Raw genomic sequence first — 17,081 nt, forward strand, 5'->3', positions numbered from 1 at the left:
CACAAAGATAAAGCAGGTGAACCAGCTTGAATTGGATGTCAGTCCTCGGTCTATTGTTTCTGCTTATGCAAGGGGATGAACCGGAAAACAACAATTTGACGATAACGCAAGAAGGCAAAGTCATGGCGAGCGTGAGCCGAAGCGAACATGCACTTGATGTATTCCCGCTTCTGGATATGGATAAATACAATCGATGGGTGGATGCGCTTGATCGGAAAACCTATCTCGAAGCAAGGAATGCCCGAATTGGCAGCAGCGGCCAAATCATCCCGGGTCAGAATGGTCATAGACTGGATCGACGCAAACTGATGGAACGATATTATTCGTATTGGTACGGGACCGGGGGCGCTACCGTCGAAGCTCCGAGGTATCCGATTTATCCGAAGGTAGATACCGAGCTGCTTGCCTCCATTCGGGTTAAACCGATAGGTTATTATGTCACCTATTTTAATTCCAACAACAAAAATCGAACCCATAATATAGCATTAGCTGCCCAGGCGATTGACAGTGCAGTCGTGTTTCCCGGAGAGACCTTCTCGTTTAATCAGGTGGTTGGCATGAGAACAGTGGACAGAGGTTACAGACGTGCCGGGGTTATCGTCAGAGGTGAGTTATCAGAGGGAGTAGGGGGAGGGATCTGTCAGGTTTCTTCGACATTGTATAACGCCATCGACCGTGCAGGCTTGCGGATTGTAAAGCGCTACTCTCACAGCCGGAACGTCCCTTATGTGCTCCCGGGGCGTGATGCGACGGTAAGCTGGGGAGGTCCGGATTTTGTTTTTGAGAATGCCTATAATCAGCCTATCCTCATCCGGGCATTCGGGAATGGGGGAAGAATGACCGTTGCCATCTACTCTTCTGAACTCATTGAATATAAGCCGCGCAATGTACCAAGCATATCAAACATACTGCCGGAGGAGACGAGTGACACCAAGCACAACCCGGTAAACGGTAATTAATCCAAGGCTTGGAGGATGGATGCAGCAGGTCGCGGTCGCGCCGACTTATACCATTGCATACACAGCCAAAATACTAAAATGAGATCAATCGCGTCGCCGCCGTAATACATCAGCATTCCGCCTAGCTTGGCTTGGTCCGAAGAGACGCCGTCTGGCGGATGGGCATAAATGTATTTGGAAAGTATTCCATGTCCGGCAATGGCGATAATCAGGATAATCGCACGAGCCTGGAAACTGCGACGGTGAGGAGCCAAATCTACGTATATCATAGAAACCGTAAATAAATACCCAGCTGCAAAAACATGAACATGAACGACGATATGCAGCAAAAGACTATGATGCATGTCCATGAATAGGCCGGATGTGTAGAGGACCCATAGTCCGCCGATATTCAGCAAGGCCGCTACCGCCGGATGAGCAACGAATCGAGCCGGCTTGCTCTTCAGCAAACGAGTGATCCGTCTGGCGAGTGGTAATGGAATAGATCTGAGCAGCAGCGTCATCGGAGCGGAGAATGCAATTAACAGCGGCCCCAGCATACCTAGCAGCAGGTGTCCGAGCATGTGGATCGTGAAGTTCGCAGCGGCGAGCCGAGCTAGCGGACCGATCAGCGGCAATTCAACGCAAACCATCCCCGCAATCCAGCACACATAACGATAGACCGGCCAAGTTCGGTAATTTCGATTGGAGACCGCAGCAGCAACCATATATAGAAGAGTGAGCAGCGCGAAGATCATGCCACCTACGATCAAATCCCAGGACGTCCATGAAGCAGAGTCTCCGGACATTCCAGCCCCATGATCAAACGAATGATTACTCACCATAAGATCAGGCCTCCCTGGAAAGAGCACGGTTTTGAGTTCGCACGATGAGAATCACACCCACTATGATCATTCCCGCAGCAATCAGGTTCCAGGCCCAATCGTAGGGACGGATATCGACGTTATAACGAATCTGGTGCAGGCGCATCCATTTATGCTGAATGATGCCATCATACAGCTGGAAGGCGCCGCCTCCAAGCAGGATACCTCCAACCCACCGTTTCAGCCAGAACGCATTTCGGCGGTGAAGATCCGCAAGCATGAACGAGGATCCGATGGTGGCGAACCAGCTGAATGCGTGAAACAGTCCATCGGAGACAAGGCCGATATCGCTTGTTGATTTATCATAGAAATGATGCCAATGCAGCAATTGATGAAACACTGCCTCATCGATAAAACCGACTAGACCTAATCCGAATAAGATTCCGGCCCATAAATTACGTGCGGAGTATCGTATCCGCTGTATTTGGTGTTCTTTGGATTTTGTTGACTTCATTCAGTTCATCCTCTTCCATTTCATAAAAATTCGAAGTGTATTGTTTTAAAAGGGCTCTACTATCTAAGGTTACCCATTTTTACCATTTCAATAACTCCTGGTGCTTGGAATGGGGATTCCTTATTAAGGATTACATAATATATAATATGTAACCTAACTAACAGGATTCGCCTCTTTCCTGTTGTTGAGCATCAGGCAGGATGTAAAATCGGAATCTCCAACACATCGCGAACAATCATTCCCGGTCCATATGCTTGATCCAACTTGCGAGAAAATGGAATCCTGATTGACTCTTAAAGAGTGCCTTTTGGTCTACTGACGATCCGTTGTTTACTTTGTTATATTGGATCATATCTGAAAAGTTGAAAGGGGGAATCAAGCGGTGAAATCCGTTTCCGGGGAGAAGGCAGCGCTGCTGGTTCGATTTTTTATACCGTATGCTGTCATTTTGGTGGGCTCCCTATTGGTTGGATGGTTTGCTTATGGGAAAACCGCAGAGCTTATCGAAAGCGAAACGGTGAGAACCACCTCCGCAGCTCTGCAGCAGATCCAGGAAGCGCTGGATCAGAGATTTGCCGAAATCGAGAACCTTGCACGGCAGATGTCGAGCGAATCGAAGGTGCTCTCTTTTCAATTTGAGAAAGAACCGTTTGCCGGTACGGGTCCCTATCGTCTATGGGATTTGGAAAAGAGCTTGTTTAATTACAAATTGTTCAATCACTTCATTGTGGATTATTACATCGCTTACAGAAACAGCAACATGATCGTTTCACCTCGTAAAGTGTACACGATGGACCAGTATTATCGAATGCAGCTGCACTATGATGACCAGCCATTAAGCAAGTGGAAGCAAGCGCTGTTTGGGCAGTATCATTATAAAACGTATGCCCCGGGCCATTCGGTTGTATATGAAGGGCAACCTTACTCGGTTGTCAGCTACATGCAATCCTTCGGGAATAAAAAGAGCAGCGGAGTGGTCACTGTACTGATCAATAATATGCAGATCCAGGACATGCTTCGTAAAGTCGATCCGGAACAAGAAGGTTTTGCCTACATAGCGGATCAGAACGGCAACCTGATCAGCTCCATTGGTTTGAAAGAACCGGATGTATTGAAAGCGCTTCCCAAGGAAGAAGGCTATTCCCATATTCGATTAGGTGGTCAAGAAATGCTGGTGACGCAATCCACGTCCCAATACAATGGCTGGAGCTATGTATCTGCGCAACCGAAATCCGTGGTTCTGCAAAAGGTGAATTATATCAAACAGCTGACATTGGGGATCTTTATCACGGCTCTTCTCTTAGGGCTTGGCATAGCCGGCTACCTCGCGTATCGAAGCAGCAGGCCATTCCTGAAGATTCTCCAGCTGCTACCCTCATCGCGCCGGGATGTAAAGCATGCTATTGCACGTAACGCCGTCGATTATATCGGACATTCCGTGTCCGAGCTGATCGAAAGCCATCATTCGCTGAAGGAGCGGTTGGAAGATCAGATTCCAATGCTGCGAAATGTCGTGGTTGACAGGCTTCTGAAGGGAGGTTTCACTTCGACGCAGGAGATAGACGCCGCCATGGAACATGCACAAGTCCAACTTCGGGGATCTCACCATGCGGTTGCCCTTCTTCATATTCGGGGATACCAGGAGCCGTTTATGGAAGAGATGCTGATGGAACTTGATATTGTAAAAATCAACATCCGCGACCGGATTCAAGCGTTATGCGGGGAGGATGTGCTGCTGCATGATTTTGGGGAAAACCAATTGGTCCTGATCCTGTCCGGAACGGCGGCTGACAACGCGGATTTTACGACATGGATGCGAGCGTATATACAGGGAATATACGAGCATTTGAGCGGAATCCCGGATACGGGTTTGTATATGGCTGTAGGTGAATGCCAGTCCAGCATTGCGGAGTTATACCGTTCCTACGGAGAAGCCAGGTTTGTGCTTCATCACGCTGGATGGAGCGAGAAGACGCCCATCTTATTTCATACTGAAATGGAAATGCCGCCTTTCACCTATTATTATCCGGCCGATGAAGAGATGAGATTGATTCAGCTTGTGAAAGCAGGCAATCTGGATGAGACCAAGCAGCTATTATTGCAGATCAAGGAGAAGAACAGAGCGGAGCGGCAATTACCAATGGCCGTGGAGAAGCTGCTTGCTCAGGAGCTTAGCGGTACCCTGATGAAATGCTGCGAACAGACAGGGGATGATGGAAGCGGCAGAACGGAGGAAATGGATGCCGTCATCCGAGCTCTAAATCCGGTGATGTCCCCGGCAGAAGCCATGAATATTCTCCATACCGCTTTCATTCGGCTCTGCCGGAAGAACGAAGAGAGGAAGAAGAGCCACAATGATCATTTAACGAACCGGCTGCTAGCCTATATCAAGGGGCACTATTGGGAAAGTGATCTAAGTCTAACCGCGCTTGCCCGGGAAACGCGCACCTCCGAAGCCTATGTATCTTACTTCTTTAAGGAGCAAACAGGCTTGAATTTCTCGGATTACCTGGAGCAGCTCCGAATGGATGAGGCGAAGCGGGAATTGTCGGCGAGCGAAAGGCCGGTAAGCGACATTGCTGCTTCTGTTGGCTATCTCTCACTCAATACCTTCAGCCGTGCGTTCAAACGGGTAAATGGCATTAGCGCTACCGAGTATAGACGCCTTCAACGTGAAGGAGAGCATGCTTAATCTAAAGAATTGCTTAGTGCCTGATTGATGAATAACAGCCATTCTAAAATTCTGAATAATGGACCGGAAACATGAAGATTTACGCGGATCCACCCAGCTGGATATACTCCAATCACGGACCGTATCCGGGACGAATCCATTGAAGATTGGAGTGGTAGCCGCTGAGTGGCTGGAAAAGTTTCATCCGTAGCTGGCAGTTGTATGCGCTTTTTTTGCTCCCGCTGCTGTACATCATTATTTTCAAGTATGTGCCGATGTACGGCGCGCAGATTGCGTTTAAAGAGTTCAACGTCACGAAGGGGATCAACGGAAGTCCATGGGTAGGATTCGCCCAGTTCGAACGATTCTTTCAATCGCATGAATTCTGGCGATTGCTGAAGAATACGTTCTCCATCAGCTTGTACACCCTGATCGCCAGTTTTCCGTTTCCCATTATGCTGGCGCTTGGACTGAATTATGTAAGGAACCGGCGATTCAAGAACACTGTCCAGATGGTTACATACGCGCCTTATTTCATCTCTCTGGTCGTGCTGGTGGGCTTGATGCTGCAGTTTATGGATCCCAGAACGGGACTCATCAATACAATGCTCGGCTGGATCGGCATCGGTCCGTTTCATTTCATGGCGGAGGCGTCCTGGTTTCAGTCGATCTATGTGTGGTCCCATATCTGGCAAAATGTCGGGTTTTCCTGCATCATTTTTTTGGCAACGCTTTCAGGGGTTGATCCGGCACTTCATGAAGCAGCCGTCATGGATGGGGCCACGAAAATGCAGCGGATGCGCCACATTGACCTTCCGGGCATCATGCCCATCGCCATGATTTTGCTCATACTGAATACGGGGCAAATGCTGGAGACCGGCTTCGAGAAAATTCTGTTAATGCAGAACGCACTGAATTTGCGTTCATCCGAAGTCATTGACACGTATGTGTACAAGGTGGGATTGGTATCCCAAGCGATGAATTTCTCATATGCCACGGCGATTGGATTGTTTAAAGCGATCATCGGTTTCGTGCTGCTGTTGATCGTAAATCAAACGGCCAAAAAGCTGAAGCAGGAGAGTCTATGGTAAGGAAGGGAGGACTTGTATGCAATCACCTGCCATGAAGGAATCCGGCGCGGATCGTGTTTTTACGGTGGTCAACTACGCGATGTTATCCGTTTTCCTAATCGTTGTGTTATATCCGCTCATTTATGTAGTCAGCGCCTCCTTCAGTTCCAGCAGCGCGGTTTTGTCAGGAAAGGTATGGCTGTGGCCCGTCGAACCGACGCTTGAAGGCTACCGTGCGGTATTCAAAAATACGATGGTTGCCAAAGGCTTCATGAACACACTGTTCTATACGCTGGCAGGCACTGTGATCAATCTCATTCTGTCCATCATGGCGGCGTACCCGTTATCACGCAAAGATTTTCGGGGCCGCAGCGTGTTCATGCTGCTGTTCGTGTTCACGATGCTGTTTAATGGGGGGCTGATTCCAACCTATCTGCTGGTGAAGGACCTCGGCATGATGGACACGATATGGTCGATGCTGATTCCGGGGGCGTTGTCGGTATGGAATGTCATCATCATGCGCACGTATTTCCAGACGACCATCCCGCAGGAACTGCTGGAGGCTTCACAGTTGGACGGCTGTACCGATTTTCGCTTCCTGTGGCGCATCGTACTGCCGCTTTCGGGTCCCATCTTGGCCGTTATTGCTTTGTTCTATGCCGTTGGACACTGGAATCAATATTTCAACGCCATGATCTATTTAAAAAGCGCGGATTTGTACCCGCTCCAGCTTGTACTTCGCGATATTCTGGTTCAGAACGAGGTGAATATCGAAATGCTGGGCGACGCCAAAACCGCTGCGGCCCGGCAAGGGCTGCGGGAGCTGTTGAAATATTCGCTGATCGTCGTCACCTCGGTTCCGCTGTTGATCGTATATCCGTTTTTGCAGAAGTTTTTTGTCAAAGGTGTCATGATCGGTTCGTTAAAAGGATAATCCATCCATTATTTCAGGAGGGCGGGACGTTATGAGAAAAAGAACGCGGGCTATTATGGGCGCTTTCACCGCATTCAGCATCCTTCTTGCAGGCTGTACGGGTTCACAGAGCCCGAAGGGCTCGGATGAAGCGCCGAATGCGGGTACCGAGCCAATCGCCTTGTCCGAACCGGGGACCTATCCGCTGGTTCAAGAGAAAACCACTTTAAAGGTGATGGTGCGCGGAAATCCGCTGGTCGAGAATTTCGAAACGAATGATTTCACCAAGTGGTACGAAGAAAAAACGAATGTGCACATCGAATGGGAGGTCGTTCCGGAGCAGAGCATACAGGAGAAGCTGAATCTCGTTCTTGCCAGCGAGGACTATCCCGACGTCATTATGGGTTTAAATATTTCGCCGGCGCAGCAGATGATATACGGCTCGCAGGGTGCCTTTCTTCCGTTGAATGACTTGATTGAGAAGCAGGGGACGAATACGAAGAACATGTTCCAGGACAATCCGGAGATCCAATCCGCGATCACGGCGCTGGACGGCAATATATATGCCCTGCCGGAAGTGAATGAATGTTATCATTGTTCCATGAGCCAGAAAATGTGGATTTATGAGCCTTGGCTGAAAAAACTCAATCTGAAAATGCCGGAAACCACGGATGAGCTGTACGAGGTGCTGAAAGCTTTCAAGGAGCAAGATCCGAACGGAAATGGCATGCAGGACGAAATTCCTTTGTCGATTTCTCCGAAATCCTGGAGCTCCTCCATCGATGCGTTCCTATTAAATTCATTCATCTATAATCCGGTTTACGGCTCGAGTTATAAGCATATATTCATAAAAGACGACAAGCTTGACGTGGCCTTCAACAAACCGGAGTGGAGGGAAGGCTTAAGGTATATGAATAAGCTGTACGCTGAGGGGCTTCTCGCTCCGGAGTCGTTCACGCAGGATGACAATCAATTGATACAGATCGGCGAGAACCCCGACACCGTGCTTCTTGGCGCTTCAACAGGCGGCCATCAGGGTATATTTACCCAACTCCTCGGCGAAAGCGGAAGATGGTTGGATTATAAGACCGTGCCGCCGCTCAAGGGACCTAATGGAGTTCGTTATGCTGCTCTGGATTCCACCGGAATGAATCCGGGTGCATTTGTCATCACGAAGAAGGCGAAGCATCCTGAGCTTGCCTTACGGTGGGCGGATGGCCTGTACGAGCGGGAGCATACGCTGCGAAGCGTGTATGGCCGCCCGGACCAGGAATGGCGTGAAGCGAAGGACGGAGAGGTCGGAATCAACGGGGAGCCTGCGGTCTGGTCTGAGCTAAAGTCTTACGGAACGGTGCAGAATATCGCCTGGATTCAAACCGGCCCGAGCTTGCGGACGAATGATTTCCGTCTGAGCGCCGTTGCCAAAGGGGACGACGATCTGGAAGTCGTTTTGTACAACGAGACAAAGAATAAATACGAACCTCACAAACCTACCGATGTCAGTACCGTGCCGCCGTTATTTCTAACCAACGAGCAGGCGTCCGAGGTAGCGGATTTGTCGAAAACGATCAATGATTACGTTGATGAAATGATGGCCCGCTTCGTGATTGGCGATGCCGATCTGGATAAGGACTGGGATGGCTACGTTCAGCAACTGGAGGCCATGAATGTAGCCCGCTATCTGGACATCTACCAGGAAGCGTATGATGGAAGAAGCAAATAAAGGAGGGATCCCAGAATGAGGGTTGGTGTGAGCACCTACAGCTTGCTGCCGGCTATTCGTGCAGGCGAGATGACGGTGCTGGATGTTGTGGAATGGATCGCAGAGAACGGTGGACAGCACATGGAGATCGTCCCCTATGGGTTTACGCTGGAGGACAATCCCGCTCTTACTGACGCAGTGCGTGAACGGGCGGCGGAAGTCGGCATCGCATTGTCCAATTATTCCATGCCCGCTAATTTCGTCCAGGAGAGCCGGGACGATTTTGATTCGGAGGTGGTACGAATCAAGCGACATGTGGATACGGTCAACCGGCTGGGAATGAAGCATATGCGTCATGACGTGACAGCTTTCACGCTGCCGCCTGAGAAGATGGGCATTGATTATGTGGAAACCCATTTGGATAGGATTGTGGAAGGTTGCCGTCTTATTGCAGATTACGCAGCCGGGTACGGTATTACGACCACGATCGAAAACCATGGCGTGAGCGTACAGGCGAGCGACCGTGTTCAGCGTGTGCTTCAGGCGGTCGACCGTCCGAATTTCAAGACAACCCTGGATATCGGGAACTTTCTATGCGTTGACGAGCAGCCGCTGGTTGGCGTGAAGCGCAACTTGCCGCTGGCCTCGCTCATCCATGTGAAAGACTTCTATTATCGTCCGTTTGATCAGGACCCGGGTGGAGGGAAATGGTTCAGAACATCCCATGGCAATTACCTTCGAGGCTCGATTTTCGGCCAGGGTGATATCGATGTTCGACGGATTCTGCGTCTTATTAAGGCTTCGGGTTATGACGGAGACATCACGCTGGAATTCGAAGGCATGGAAGAATGCCGGGAAGGAACCCGGCTGGGTCTGGACAATCTGAAGCGGTTATGGGACGAAGCGTAGAATCTTCCTCCAAATCCATTGGAGATCGAGTTGATTCATAGTAAATTGAATGCACAAAAGAAACTGTTCCTTTCGTAAATGGTTTGGGTAGCACCGCCATTTTACCAAAGAACGGTTTCTTTGCGTCTAAAAAAGCAGCAATCTGCACGACATAGCAGAGAGGACGAATCGATTTCGGACAAGCGTCAGCCCGTGCCTTTGCCCCATTTTACTTTCCGTTCGAATTCATATAATATATAACGTGGATATTGTTTATCCGGTTTAATTATGAATGGTTATATGAGTATGTAGTTTAGATAATTTTCCTGAATGAGGTGCTGTTTATGCATATGAAAACCGGCGTGGAACAGTCGGTGTACGCCCTGGTTCTGCTGAATATGCTGCCAGACAAGGCCGTGCTGCCCGGCGAAGCGATCAGTCAACAGCTGGGGACATCGGCAACCTATTTTCAGAAACTGTTAAGGAAGCTGGTAACAGCAGACATCATCACGTCTGTTCCCGGTATCAAGGGTGGTTTTAGATTAAAGAAGAAACCCGAGGATATCCGTGTATACGACGTATACCTCGCGGTGGAAGGGCAGCAGTCCCTCTATTCATCCCACGGAATACTGGTAGATATGCTGGACTTGGAAAAGGAAGAAAGCTGCTGCCTGTTATCCGATTTAATGGAAGAAGCAGAGTCATCCTGGAAGGCCGTATTAAAGCGAGAGACCATCGCTTCGCTGTCGGATGAGATGCGCGGTGAGCGCTTTAAGGACAAGGTGGCGGCTTTAGAGGAATGGATCAACAACAAAATGGTCATTTGACCGAGGAAGGGATGAACTTTCATGAGATTAAGCGTATTAGATCAGGCACCCGTAACAAGCGGCAACACAGCGGAAGGGGCCTTGAATAAAGCGGAAGAACTGGCTGTTTTGGCAGATGAATTGGGATACAGCCGGATATGGATGGCCGAGCATCATGGCGGGAATACCTTTGCCAGCTCCGCACCCGAAGTGACGGCTGCCCGGCTTGCAGCCAAAACCGACCGGATTCGCATCGGCACCGGCGGTGTCATGATGATGCATTATTCACCCCTTAAACTTGCGGAAGTGTTTAAGACGTTAAGTGCTTTTACCCCGGGAAGGATTGATTTCGGTGTAGGACGAGCGCCAGGCGGCGATACGAGTGCCATGTACGCTTTGTCAGAAGGGCGGCAGCTGATGCTTCATAACATGTATGATAAGCTGGCCGTTACCATGCAGCTCCTTCGTGACGAGATCCCGGAAGATGAACTCTACGCCAAGAACGCCGCTGCTCCAACCGGAGTTGCTCTGCCCGAAGTGTGGCTGCTGGGCTCCAGCGGCAATAGCGCGTTAAAAGCGGCTCAGATGGGAGTCGGCTACTCTTTCGCGCAATTCTTTAACGGAGCGATGAGCAACGAAATACTGGATCATTACCGCGATAACTACCAGCCGTCCATATTCATGGAAAAGCCTGAGATTAATGTATCCTATATGGTAACGACGGCCGAAACGAAGGAAGAAGCCGAGTATGAAGCGCTGCCGCAGGATATTTTCCGGTTGATGATGAGCAAGGGCCGGATTACGCAGGTGCTGACGCCCGAGGAGGCTCAGAATGTGTCCTTAACGGAAATCGACCGGATGGCTATCCAGGAAGGCCGCAAGATCCATCTTGTGGGAGCGGTAAAGGATATCGCGGCACGCTTACAGGAAGAGCAAGCGCACTACGGATTCCAGGAAGCCATGATATGCAGCATTCCGCATTCGCAGGAAAAAAGGCTGGAGGTTTACCGCCTGCTCGCACGCGAATTGCTGTAATATAAAGTAGTTGAGGGATAGGCGGATGCCTGTCCTTTTTTTTGTGAAGGTAAAATTTCTTTGTCCCTTACGAGTACGAATCTGTTAGAATAGTACAAAATTAGCTATGATCAACATTCGCAGCAGTTAGGAGATCTTATGCCGTTTACGTTCGCTCATCCTGTCATCACGATGCCTTGGTGGAAGAAGAAATCGCTGCCGGTATCAGCCCTCATTATCGGCTGCATGACACCGGATTTTGAATATTTCATCCGATTTCGGGCGTCTGGCTTATGGAGCCACGAGGGTCCTGGCATCTTGCTGTTCAACCTTCCCATGATCTTGCTTCTGTACGTTATTTTCGAGACGGTGGTACGACCCGTTCTATTCGTATATTTGCCTTCATGGTTTCCATACCGATGGGATCGGACAGGGAAGGTGCCGGCCACTTTTAAAGGTTGGCTTGTCGTAATGATCTTGGGATTGGTGGGCGTTGGCACACATCTATTATGGGATCAGTTTACGCATAAAGGAGCCTGGATCGTGAACCAGATTCCTTTTCTTACCCATTGGATACATATCGATTCCGTACAAATTCCGGTGTATAAATTATGTCAGCACGGCAGCAGTCTGATCGGGCTAAGCCTGATCGCATGGTGGATTCATCGCCATTTGTATGTAGCACCAGCGCAAAGAGAACATTCATATTCGGTTCTGCCTTTTTGGTGCGTATTTGGAGTGATTTATATTTTGGTTATGCTCATGGCCATGATGACGGTTGTTGATGGTGAGGGGATGACGTTTGTATTACAGCTTGTCGTTCCGGCCATCAGCAGTTTCATGCTGGCCCTGCTTGTAACATGTCTTGTCTTCTGGCGGGCTGCAAGGAGCAAGTAACAAATTTTGTAACTAGTATCGGAATCGACAGGAGGAGCTTTATGGTAACCGTTGAGCAATTTACGCATAGGGGAATCCATTTCTTAAACGAAGATGCACTTGTCATAAACGAGCGAGCCTCATTGTACGGTGTGTTAGATGGAGTTTCATCCATCGTCCCATACCTCAGCGACAAGAAGGAAACCGGAGGTTACATCGCTGCCCAAACCGTGAAGAAGTACTTCGAATCACTGGACCGCGTTGTACAGCTTACGGATCATGTTGCGGAAGCGAACCAAAAGCTAAGAGAACTTATGCTGCAAGCCAATATTAATATGAATAATAAAGAGGGCCTCTGGGGCACTGCCCTTGCCCTTGTTCGAATTCAAGAGGACCGTGTGGAATTTATTCAGACAGGCGACTGCATGATTCTTGCCGTATACCAAGATGGGGAGGTCCGCCCGTTAACCTGGAGGCAAGTCGCTCATTTAGAATCTCCGGCCATTGCAAAATGGGAGGAGGGCGTGAATAAGGGATTATCCAATCAAAAAGATCTACACGGAACGGTTATTGATATCATCCGGGCGAATCGCTTTCAGAGTAATACGAATGGAGGCTATGGCGTATTGAACGGAGAAGCCCAAGCTGCCCATTTTCTCGAATACGGAAAGATCAACAAGTCACGCTTAAAACACGTGATCTTGTTAACGGATGGTTTGTTCTGGCCTGAACGCGATGTCCCGAGTGATCGATCCTATTGGAGTTATATCGCGCATTGTATACTCGAAAAGGGGCTTGGGCAGTATGCGCAGGAATTACTTGAGATCGAAGAGGCTGACCCTGAGTGCTTAACTTATGCAAGATTCAAACAATCCGATGATAAAACAGGCATGGTGCTCCACATTAACTCATAGATGGTCAATCGATAAAGCATGTATGACCTAACAGAACCCGTGTATATCACGGGTTCTTTCTTTAATTCGGAATGATGAAGCACCCTCACGATATAAGAAATCTTCCTCCGAAACACTGACACATTGTCGTCAGTGTTTCGCTCTTATAATGAAGAAAAAATGGAGAGCGAGGTAATCCGATGTCTAACAATCATCAAGATACCAAGTACCAAGATTCTGAAACCTCCATTCGCCCCTTTCACATCGACATTCCTCAACAAGACATTGACGATCTGCGAGCACGTTTAGCTCATACCCGGTGGCCTTCCCAGTTACCTGGAGGTGATTGGAGTCGGGGAATTCCTGTTTCGTATCTTAAAGAGCTTGTGGAGTACTGGCAGAATGAATATGACTGGCGTGAGTATGAGCAAAAACTTAATGCATTTCCGCAATTTATAACGGACATTGAGGGTCAGCAGATTCACTTTCTTCATGTGCGATCCCCCGAGCCTAATGCCGTACCATTGATCATGACCCATAGTTGGCCGAATTCCATCGTTGAATCCATGAATATCATTGGACCACTAACCAATCCACGAGCCTATGGTGGAGGTCCAAGCATCGCGTTTCATATCGTGGCACCTTCACTTCCCGGATTCGCCTTAGGGGTTTCCCATGGGGGAGGTTCTGTATTCCGGCGTATAGCAGAAGCCAAGAACAACATTATCCATTGGTCGAATCGGGAATGTGGCAGTCATATGGTTGCCATGGCAGACCCGGAATCACTTATTGAGGATATAAGGGCATTTTTTAGCAAGCTTACCCGATAGGACAAGAATCACGAATACGATATAACCGTACTTTGCCTAACAACATTTTCATGTCCAATTCATATTTTATGGTAATGGCATGGAAGTGGGAGGTATGTCGTATGGGCCAAGGAACGCAAAAAAAACGCAGACAACAAGCAGCTTCGAAAAAAGCTACGGTTAAGCAATTGGCGTTCATTGCCGCTATCTTAGTATTGATTGCCTCAGCTATAGGCCTTTACGTCGCATATGATGACTTGTTTGAGGATGACGATGTGGACGTTATCATCTAACCAAGATGTTATATACCAATATCAAAAATTCGCTTTATCATATATGCCATTTGGAGCTTTCTCCAAATCAAAGGCAGTCGTTCTTGACTATAAGAACAGGCTGCCTTTATTATGTGTTCTTTATTATGGAGTGTCAGGAGTCAGCTTCGTCTTTAGTCGTAGGTGTAATCGGACCATTATGATGAGGGAGCAGCTTCATGCCGGCGTGATCCAGATGGATTTCGACGTGAACTGCCTCCAGTGAGCTCGTATCAATCGCTTGAGCAGACGACTGATTGATTTTTTTCCAAAGTCGGGTGTCCCTCTTGAACAACACGTGCTCCAAGCTGAAGAGGTCCGTTTTTGTAGCAGCCCCATTTTTAAACGTAGTCAAAATTTCCTCGCGCACCCCCTTAGCCGCCTGTATTTCAATATCTGTCTTGTTCATATCATCGAGTGCTTCCACTACGTTTCCAGTTAACTTGACGCTAACGCGGTATCTGGGCATGCCGTTGACAATGTTTAGTTTCACGCTGATTTTAGGGCTGGATAATACCGCGACTCCTGCCATTTCACCGTTCTGATTGGTAATCGGGATGTGTGAACGCTCTGTATCGGCTTCCAGCCAGCGTAAACCTGTGAGCTTGTCATTGGTGAATAAGCCTTTCGACACCCCTTTGGATATAGCAAATACTCCGTTAATCTCTAACTTCGGATCTTCTTTTTGGTTACGGCTCCATGTCTTTGTATCGATCGTGAGATTTGGAAGCATAACTGTCCAGCCTGGCTCTGTCATCAGGGCCATGAAATCGAAATAACGGATCGGTTTAATATAAGACTTCTGTTTATATTCGTCAATAGGTTCATGGGCTAATGTATTTAAGGGGGAGAGGTTGAAAAACGCAGGGATATTCATCAATTGCTCGATCGATTCCTTTGTGCCGAATACCCAAGGCGTCATGCGAACCTCCTGGTAGCGTCCGATGGTATCCAGTTTGGTTAGGACGTTCGATTTCAATACGTTATCACTAATGATGATACAGGAAATATGACTCCAGATCGTACGTTCCTGCGCAGAGTCATAAATGTTGTTGATCGCCAAGTCCAAGGTTTTTCCTTTTGTTTTGGACGTCCATATTTGGGAGGGCTTTTCAGCCTTTCCTGAATCAATCTTGGCCACGGATGTGAAATCCATCATCTGGGTGTAAACAACAAAATTCCCGTCTTCTTGATCGATTCCGATGGCAGTAATGTAATTGATGTCTTGAATTTCTTTAATGTCCCAGCAGCCTGTTATCAAATTGAGTAATACGATTAACCACATTAATTTTGTGATTCTGACGCAGGTTGTCATTTCATCCAGGTTCCTTTTCTTCAGATGTGTCATCTAGCGTTTGAAGCATTTGCGGTCGTTTTTTGTTGAAAGCCCATGGTTTTTTCAAGAGGGAACTCATCAAATCGTTGACCGTTAAGGGCGATAGGGGAGCTAAATACGGAAGTCCGAAGGATTCGAGAACAGACAGGTATGCGACAAGGGTTAATATCCCAATGAAAAATCCGAGCATACCCAGCAAGGAGGACCAGACGAGCACATAGAGTCGAATAATGCTGACCGTTCCGCTTAGCGTCTGATTGACTAAAGTAAAAGTCGCGACTGCTGTCGTTGCTGAGACAACCAGCATGGTTGGTGATGTGAGGCCTGCACGGATGGCAGCATCACCGATGATGAGTCCGCCTAAGACTGCGATGGTTTGACCGACTGCTTTGGGGAGCCTGATGCCAGCCTCTCTGAAAAGCTCGAACATGCCCAGCATCAATAAAATCTCCATGGGGGAGGAAAGCGGAAGTCCGAATCTGGAGACAGTGACCGTCGCAAGAAGTAGGAAAGGGAGCTGATCGATGTTGTAGCTTGTCAGGGCAATCCAAAACCCCGGTAGCATAATGGCGAGAAAGAGACCCAGCAGCCTGAGAAGCCGTTCAAAGATTACAAAGTAGTAGGGGAAGTAGGAATCTTCGGGCGTTTTTAATAATTCCATCAAATTGCATGGTGCAATTAACGCCATTGGCGAACCATCCACAAGAATAACGAAACGTCCTCGAAGCAAACACTCCACTACAAAATCCGGCCTGCCGATATAATCCATCAGCGGAAACAGGGAGAGCGTGGAATCGGAAAGAGCCTCCTCCAGTTGGCCGCTCGTTATGAGTGCATCGACATGGATGCCTTTTAATCGCTCTTTAGCCTCGTTGACGACTTCCGGGCGTATGATATCGGTAATATATAGAAGTGAAACCCGGGTCTGGCTGCGATCTCCGATGATCATTTGTTCATTATGGAGAGTGGCCGTGCGCAGCCTTTTTCGGACGAGTGCCACATTCGTGGTGATATCCTCCGTAAAAGCGTCTCTCGCCCCTTTGATGGCCACCTCGGTATTGGATTCCTCAGGCTGTCTATTCGGACGAGCGGCGATATTGATGGAATAACAGCATTTTTCTGTTGAAAAAAACAGGATCATGTGCCCTTCGAACAAAAGCTTTACAACGTCGGCATGCTGGTTAATTTCACTCCATTCCATCGATTTATCCAATTCTCTGGCCAGTGGTCCCCACTCTTTGAAGTGCTCCAGCTTATCTTGCAGATCCGGCAGCACATATTGGGTCATCAGTGCGGGATCAACCATACCTTCGCAGTAGATGAGCAATGCAGGAAACGCACTAACCTTCTTTGCCGGAAAGGATTGGATGACAACGTCTGCGGAGGAGGCAAACATGGAGCGCAGGGTATTCTCATCCAATGTATCGAAAGCAGGCTTGCGGCGGTCAACTGCAAACTGAGCTTGTTTCGATTGTCGACGGAACATTCGATTTCGAGGTCTGTGATGTGTCATCGT

16 protein-coding genes are annotated in these 17,081 nt (G+C 48.5%); 12 read left to right on the forward strand and 4 right to left on the reverse strand.

Annotated features, from left to right (window positions below; all coding sequences use genetic code 11):
• Window positions 1-26 precede the first annotated feature (26 nt).
• Complete coding sequence (locus DP091_RS19945; protein ID WP_113059925.1) at window positions 27-959, forward strand: VanW family protein; 933 nt, start codon at window positions 27-29, stop codon at window positions 957-959.
• Here the strand turns inward: DP091_RS19945 and DP091_RS19950 are convergent.
• Window positions 956-1,780 (reverse strand): cytochrome c oxidase assembly protein, encoded by an 825-nt coding sequence (locus tag DP091_RS19950; RefSeq protein WP_113059971.1) that lies wholly within the window; start codon window positions 1,778-1,780, stop codon window positions 956-958. The genes DP091_RS19945 and DP091_RS19950 overlap by 4 nt on opposite strands.
• Before the next feature lie 7 nt (window positions 1,781-1,787).
• Window positions 1,788-2,276, reverse strand: coding sequence for a DUF2243 domain-containing protein (locus DP091_RS19955; protein WP_113059926.1), 489 nt, complete (start codon window positions 2,274-2,276; stop codon window positions 1,788-1,790).
• A 382-nt stretch (window positions 2,277-2,658) separates the two neighbouring features.
• On the opposite strand from DP091_RS19955, the gene DP091_RS19960 reads away from it, so the two are divergent.
• From DP091_RS19960 to DP091_RS31425, 11 genes are all read left to right on the forward strand, one after another.
• Window positions 2,659-4,968 (forward strand): helix-turn-helix domain-containing protein, encoded by a 2,310-nt coding sequence (locus DP091_RS19960; protein WP_113059927.1) that lies wholly within the window; start codon window positions 2,659-2,661, stop codon window positions 4,966-4,968.
• Between the two features lie 197 nt (window positions 4,969-5,165).
• Window positions 5,166-6,038, forward strand: coding sequence for an ABC transporter permease (locus DP091_RS19965; protein ID WP_113059928.1), 873 nt, complete (start codon window positions 5,166-5,168; stop codon window positions 6,036-6,038).
• A gap of 16 nt (window positions 6,039-6,054) precedes the next feature.
• Window positions 6,055-6,951, forward strand: a complete 897-nt coding sequence (locus DP091_RS19970) for a carbohydrate ABC transporter permease (protein ID WP_113059929.1) — start codon at window positions 6,055-6,057, stop codon at window positions 6,949-6,951.
• Window positions 6,952-6,982: 31 nt separating this feature from the next.
• Entirely contained in the window at window positions 6,983-8,653 is a 1,671-nt protein-coding gene (locus DP091_RS19975; protein WP_113059930.1) for an ABC transporter substrate-binding protein, read from the forward strand.
• A 15-nt stretch (window positions 8,654-8,668) separates the two neighbouring features.
• Window positions 8,669-9,541 carry a sugar phosphate isomerase/epimerase family protein gene (locus tag DP091_RS19980; protein ID WP_113059931.1) on the forward strand — a complete coding sequence of 291 codons (873 nt, stop codon included), beginning with the start codon at window positions 8,669-8,671 and terminating at the stop codon, window positions 9,539-9,541.
• 323 nt (window positions 9,542-9,864) lie between these two features.
• Window positions 9,865-10,347 carry an RrF2 family transcriptional regulator gene (locus DP091_RS19985; RefSeq protein WP_113059932.1) on the forward strand — a complete coding sequence of 161 codons (483 nt, stop codon included), beginning with the start codon at window positions 9,865-9,867 and terminating at the stop codon, window positions 10,345-10,347.
• A gap of 21 nt (window positions 10,348-10,368) precedes the next feature.
• Complete coding sequence (locus DP091_RS19990) at window positions 10,369-11,361, forward strand: LLM class flavin-dependent oxidoreductase (RefSeq protein ID WP_113059933.1); 993 nt, start codon at window positions 10,369-10,371, stop codon at window positions 11,359-11,361.
• A gap of 138 nt (window positions 11,362-11,499) precedes the next feature.
• Complete coding sequence (locus DP091_RS19995; RefSeq protein WP_113059934.1) at window positions 11,500-12,237, forward strand: DUF4184 family protein; 738 nt, start codon at window positions 11,500-11,502, stop codon at window positions 12,235-12,237.
• Window positions 12,238-12,278: 41 nt separating this feature from the next.
• The gene (locus DP091_RS20000) at window positions 12,279-13,130 is read left to right on the forward strand and encodes a protein phosphatase 2C domain-containing protein (protein ID WP_113059935.1); all 852 of its coding nucleotides are present in this window, start codon (window positions 12,279-12,281) and stop codon (window positions 13,128-13,130) included.
• 179 nt (window positions 13,131-13,309) lie between these two features.
• A complete protein-coding gene (locus DP091_RS20005) occupies window positions 13,310-13,939 on the forward strand; it encodes an epoxide hydrolase N-terminal domain-containing protein (RefSeq protein WP_113059936.1) in 630 nt (209 codons plus the stop codon).
• Between the two features lie 101 nt (window positions 13,940-14,040).
• A complete protein-coding gene (locus DP091_RS31425) occupies window positions 14,041-14,211 on the forward strand; it encodes a hypothetical protein (RefSeq protein WP_181469879.1) in 171 nt (56 codons plus the stop codon).
• Between the two features lie 133 nt (window positions 14,212-14,344).
• On the opposite strand, the gene DP091_RS20010 is transcribed toward DP091_RS31425, so the two are convergent.
• Both DP091_RS20010 and DP091_RS20015 read right to left on the reverse strand, forming a co-directional pair.
• Entirely contained in the window at window positions 14,345-15,577 is a 1,233-nt protein-coding gene (locus DP091_RS20010) for a Ger(x)C family spore germination protein (RefSeq protein WP_113059937.1), read from the reverse strand.
• Window positions 15,546-17,078: a spore germination protein gene (locus DP091_RS20015; protein ID WP_113059938.1), complete on the reverse strand. Its 1,533-nt coding sequence runs from the start codon at window positions 17,076-17,078 to the stop codon at window positions 15,546-15,548. The genes DP091_RS20010 and DP091_RS20015 overlap by 32 nt, the downstream gene beginning before the upstream one ends.
• Between the last annotated feature and the right edge of the window lie 3 nt (window positions 17,079-17,081).

The sequence above is a fragment of the Paenibacillus sp. MDMC362 genome (assembly GCF_003269305.1).
In the GTDB taxonomy this organism is placed as follows: Bacteria; Bacillota; Bacilli; order Paenibacillales; family Paenibacillaceae; genus Paenibacillus_AQ.

What these genes read in the sequence shown, in the direction of transcription:
- DP091_RS19995 (WP_113059934.1), top strand. Translation starts at nt 11,500, where the DNA reads ATGCCGTTTACGTTCGCTCATCCTGTCATCACGATGCCTTGGTGGAAG.
- DP091_RS19975 (WP_113059930.1), top strand. Translation starts at nt 6,983, where the DNA reads ATGAGAAAAAGAACGCGGGCTATTATGGGCGCTTTCACCGCATTCAGC.
- DP091_RS20015 (WP_113059938.1), bottom strand. Translation starts at nt 17,078, where the DNA reads ATGACACATCACAGACCTCGAAATCGAATGTTCCGTCGACAATCGAAA.
- DP091_RS19980 (WP_113059931.1), top strand. Translation starts at nt 8,669, where the DNA reads ATGAGGGTTGGTGTGAGCACCTACAGCTTGCTGCCGGCTATTCGTGCA.
- DP091_RS31425 (WP_181469879.1), top strand. Translation starts at nt 14,041, where the DNA reads ATGGGCCAAGGAACGCAAAAAAAACGCAGACAACAAGCAGCTTCGAAA.
- DP091_RS20010 (WP_113059937.1), bottom strand. Translation starts at nt 15,577, where the DNA reads ATGACACATCTGAAGAAAAGGAACCTGGATGAAATGACAACCTGCGTC.
- DP091_RS20000 (WP_113059935.1), top strand. Translation starts at nt 12,279, where the DNA reads ATGGTAACCGTTGAGCAATTTACGCATAGGGGAATCCATTTCTTAAAC.
- DP091_RS20005 (WP_113059936.1), top strand. Translation starts at nt 13,310, where the DNA reads ATGTCTAACAATCATCAAGATACCAAGTACCAAGATTCTGAAACCTCC.
- DP091_RS19985 (WP_113059932.1), top strand. Translation starts at nt 9,865, where the DNA reads ATGCATATGAAAACCGGCGTGGAACAGTCGGTGTACGCCCTGGTTCTG.
- DP091_RS19955 (WP_113059926.1), bottom strand. Translation starts at nt 2,276, where the DNA reads ATGAAGTCAACAAAATCCAAAGAACACCAAATACAGCGGATACGATAC.
- DP091_RS19990 (WP_113059933.1), top strand. Translation starts at nt 10,369, where the DNA reads ATGAGATTAAGCGTATTAGATCAGGCACCCGTAACAAGCGGCAACACA.
- DP091_RS19970 (WP_113059929.1), top strand. Translation starts at nt 6,055, where the DNA reads ATGCAATCACCTGCCATGAAGGAATCCGGCGCGGATCGTGTTTTTACG.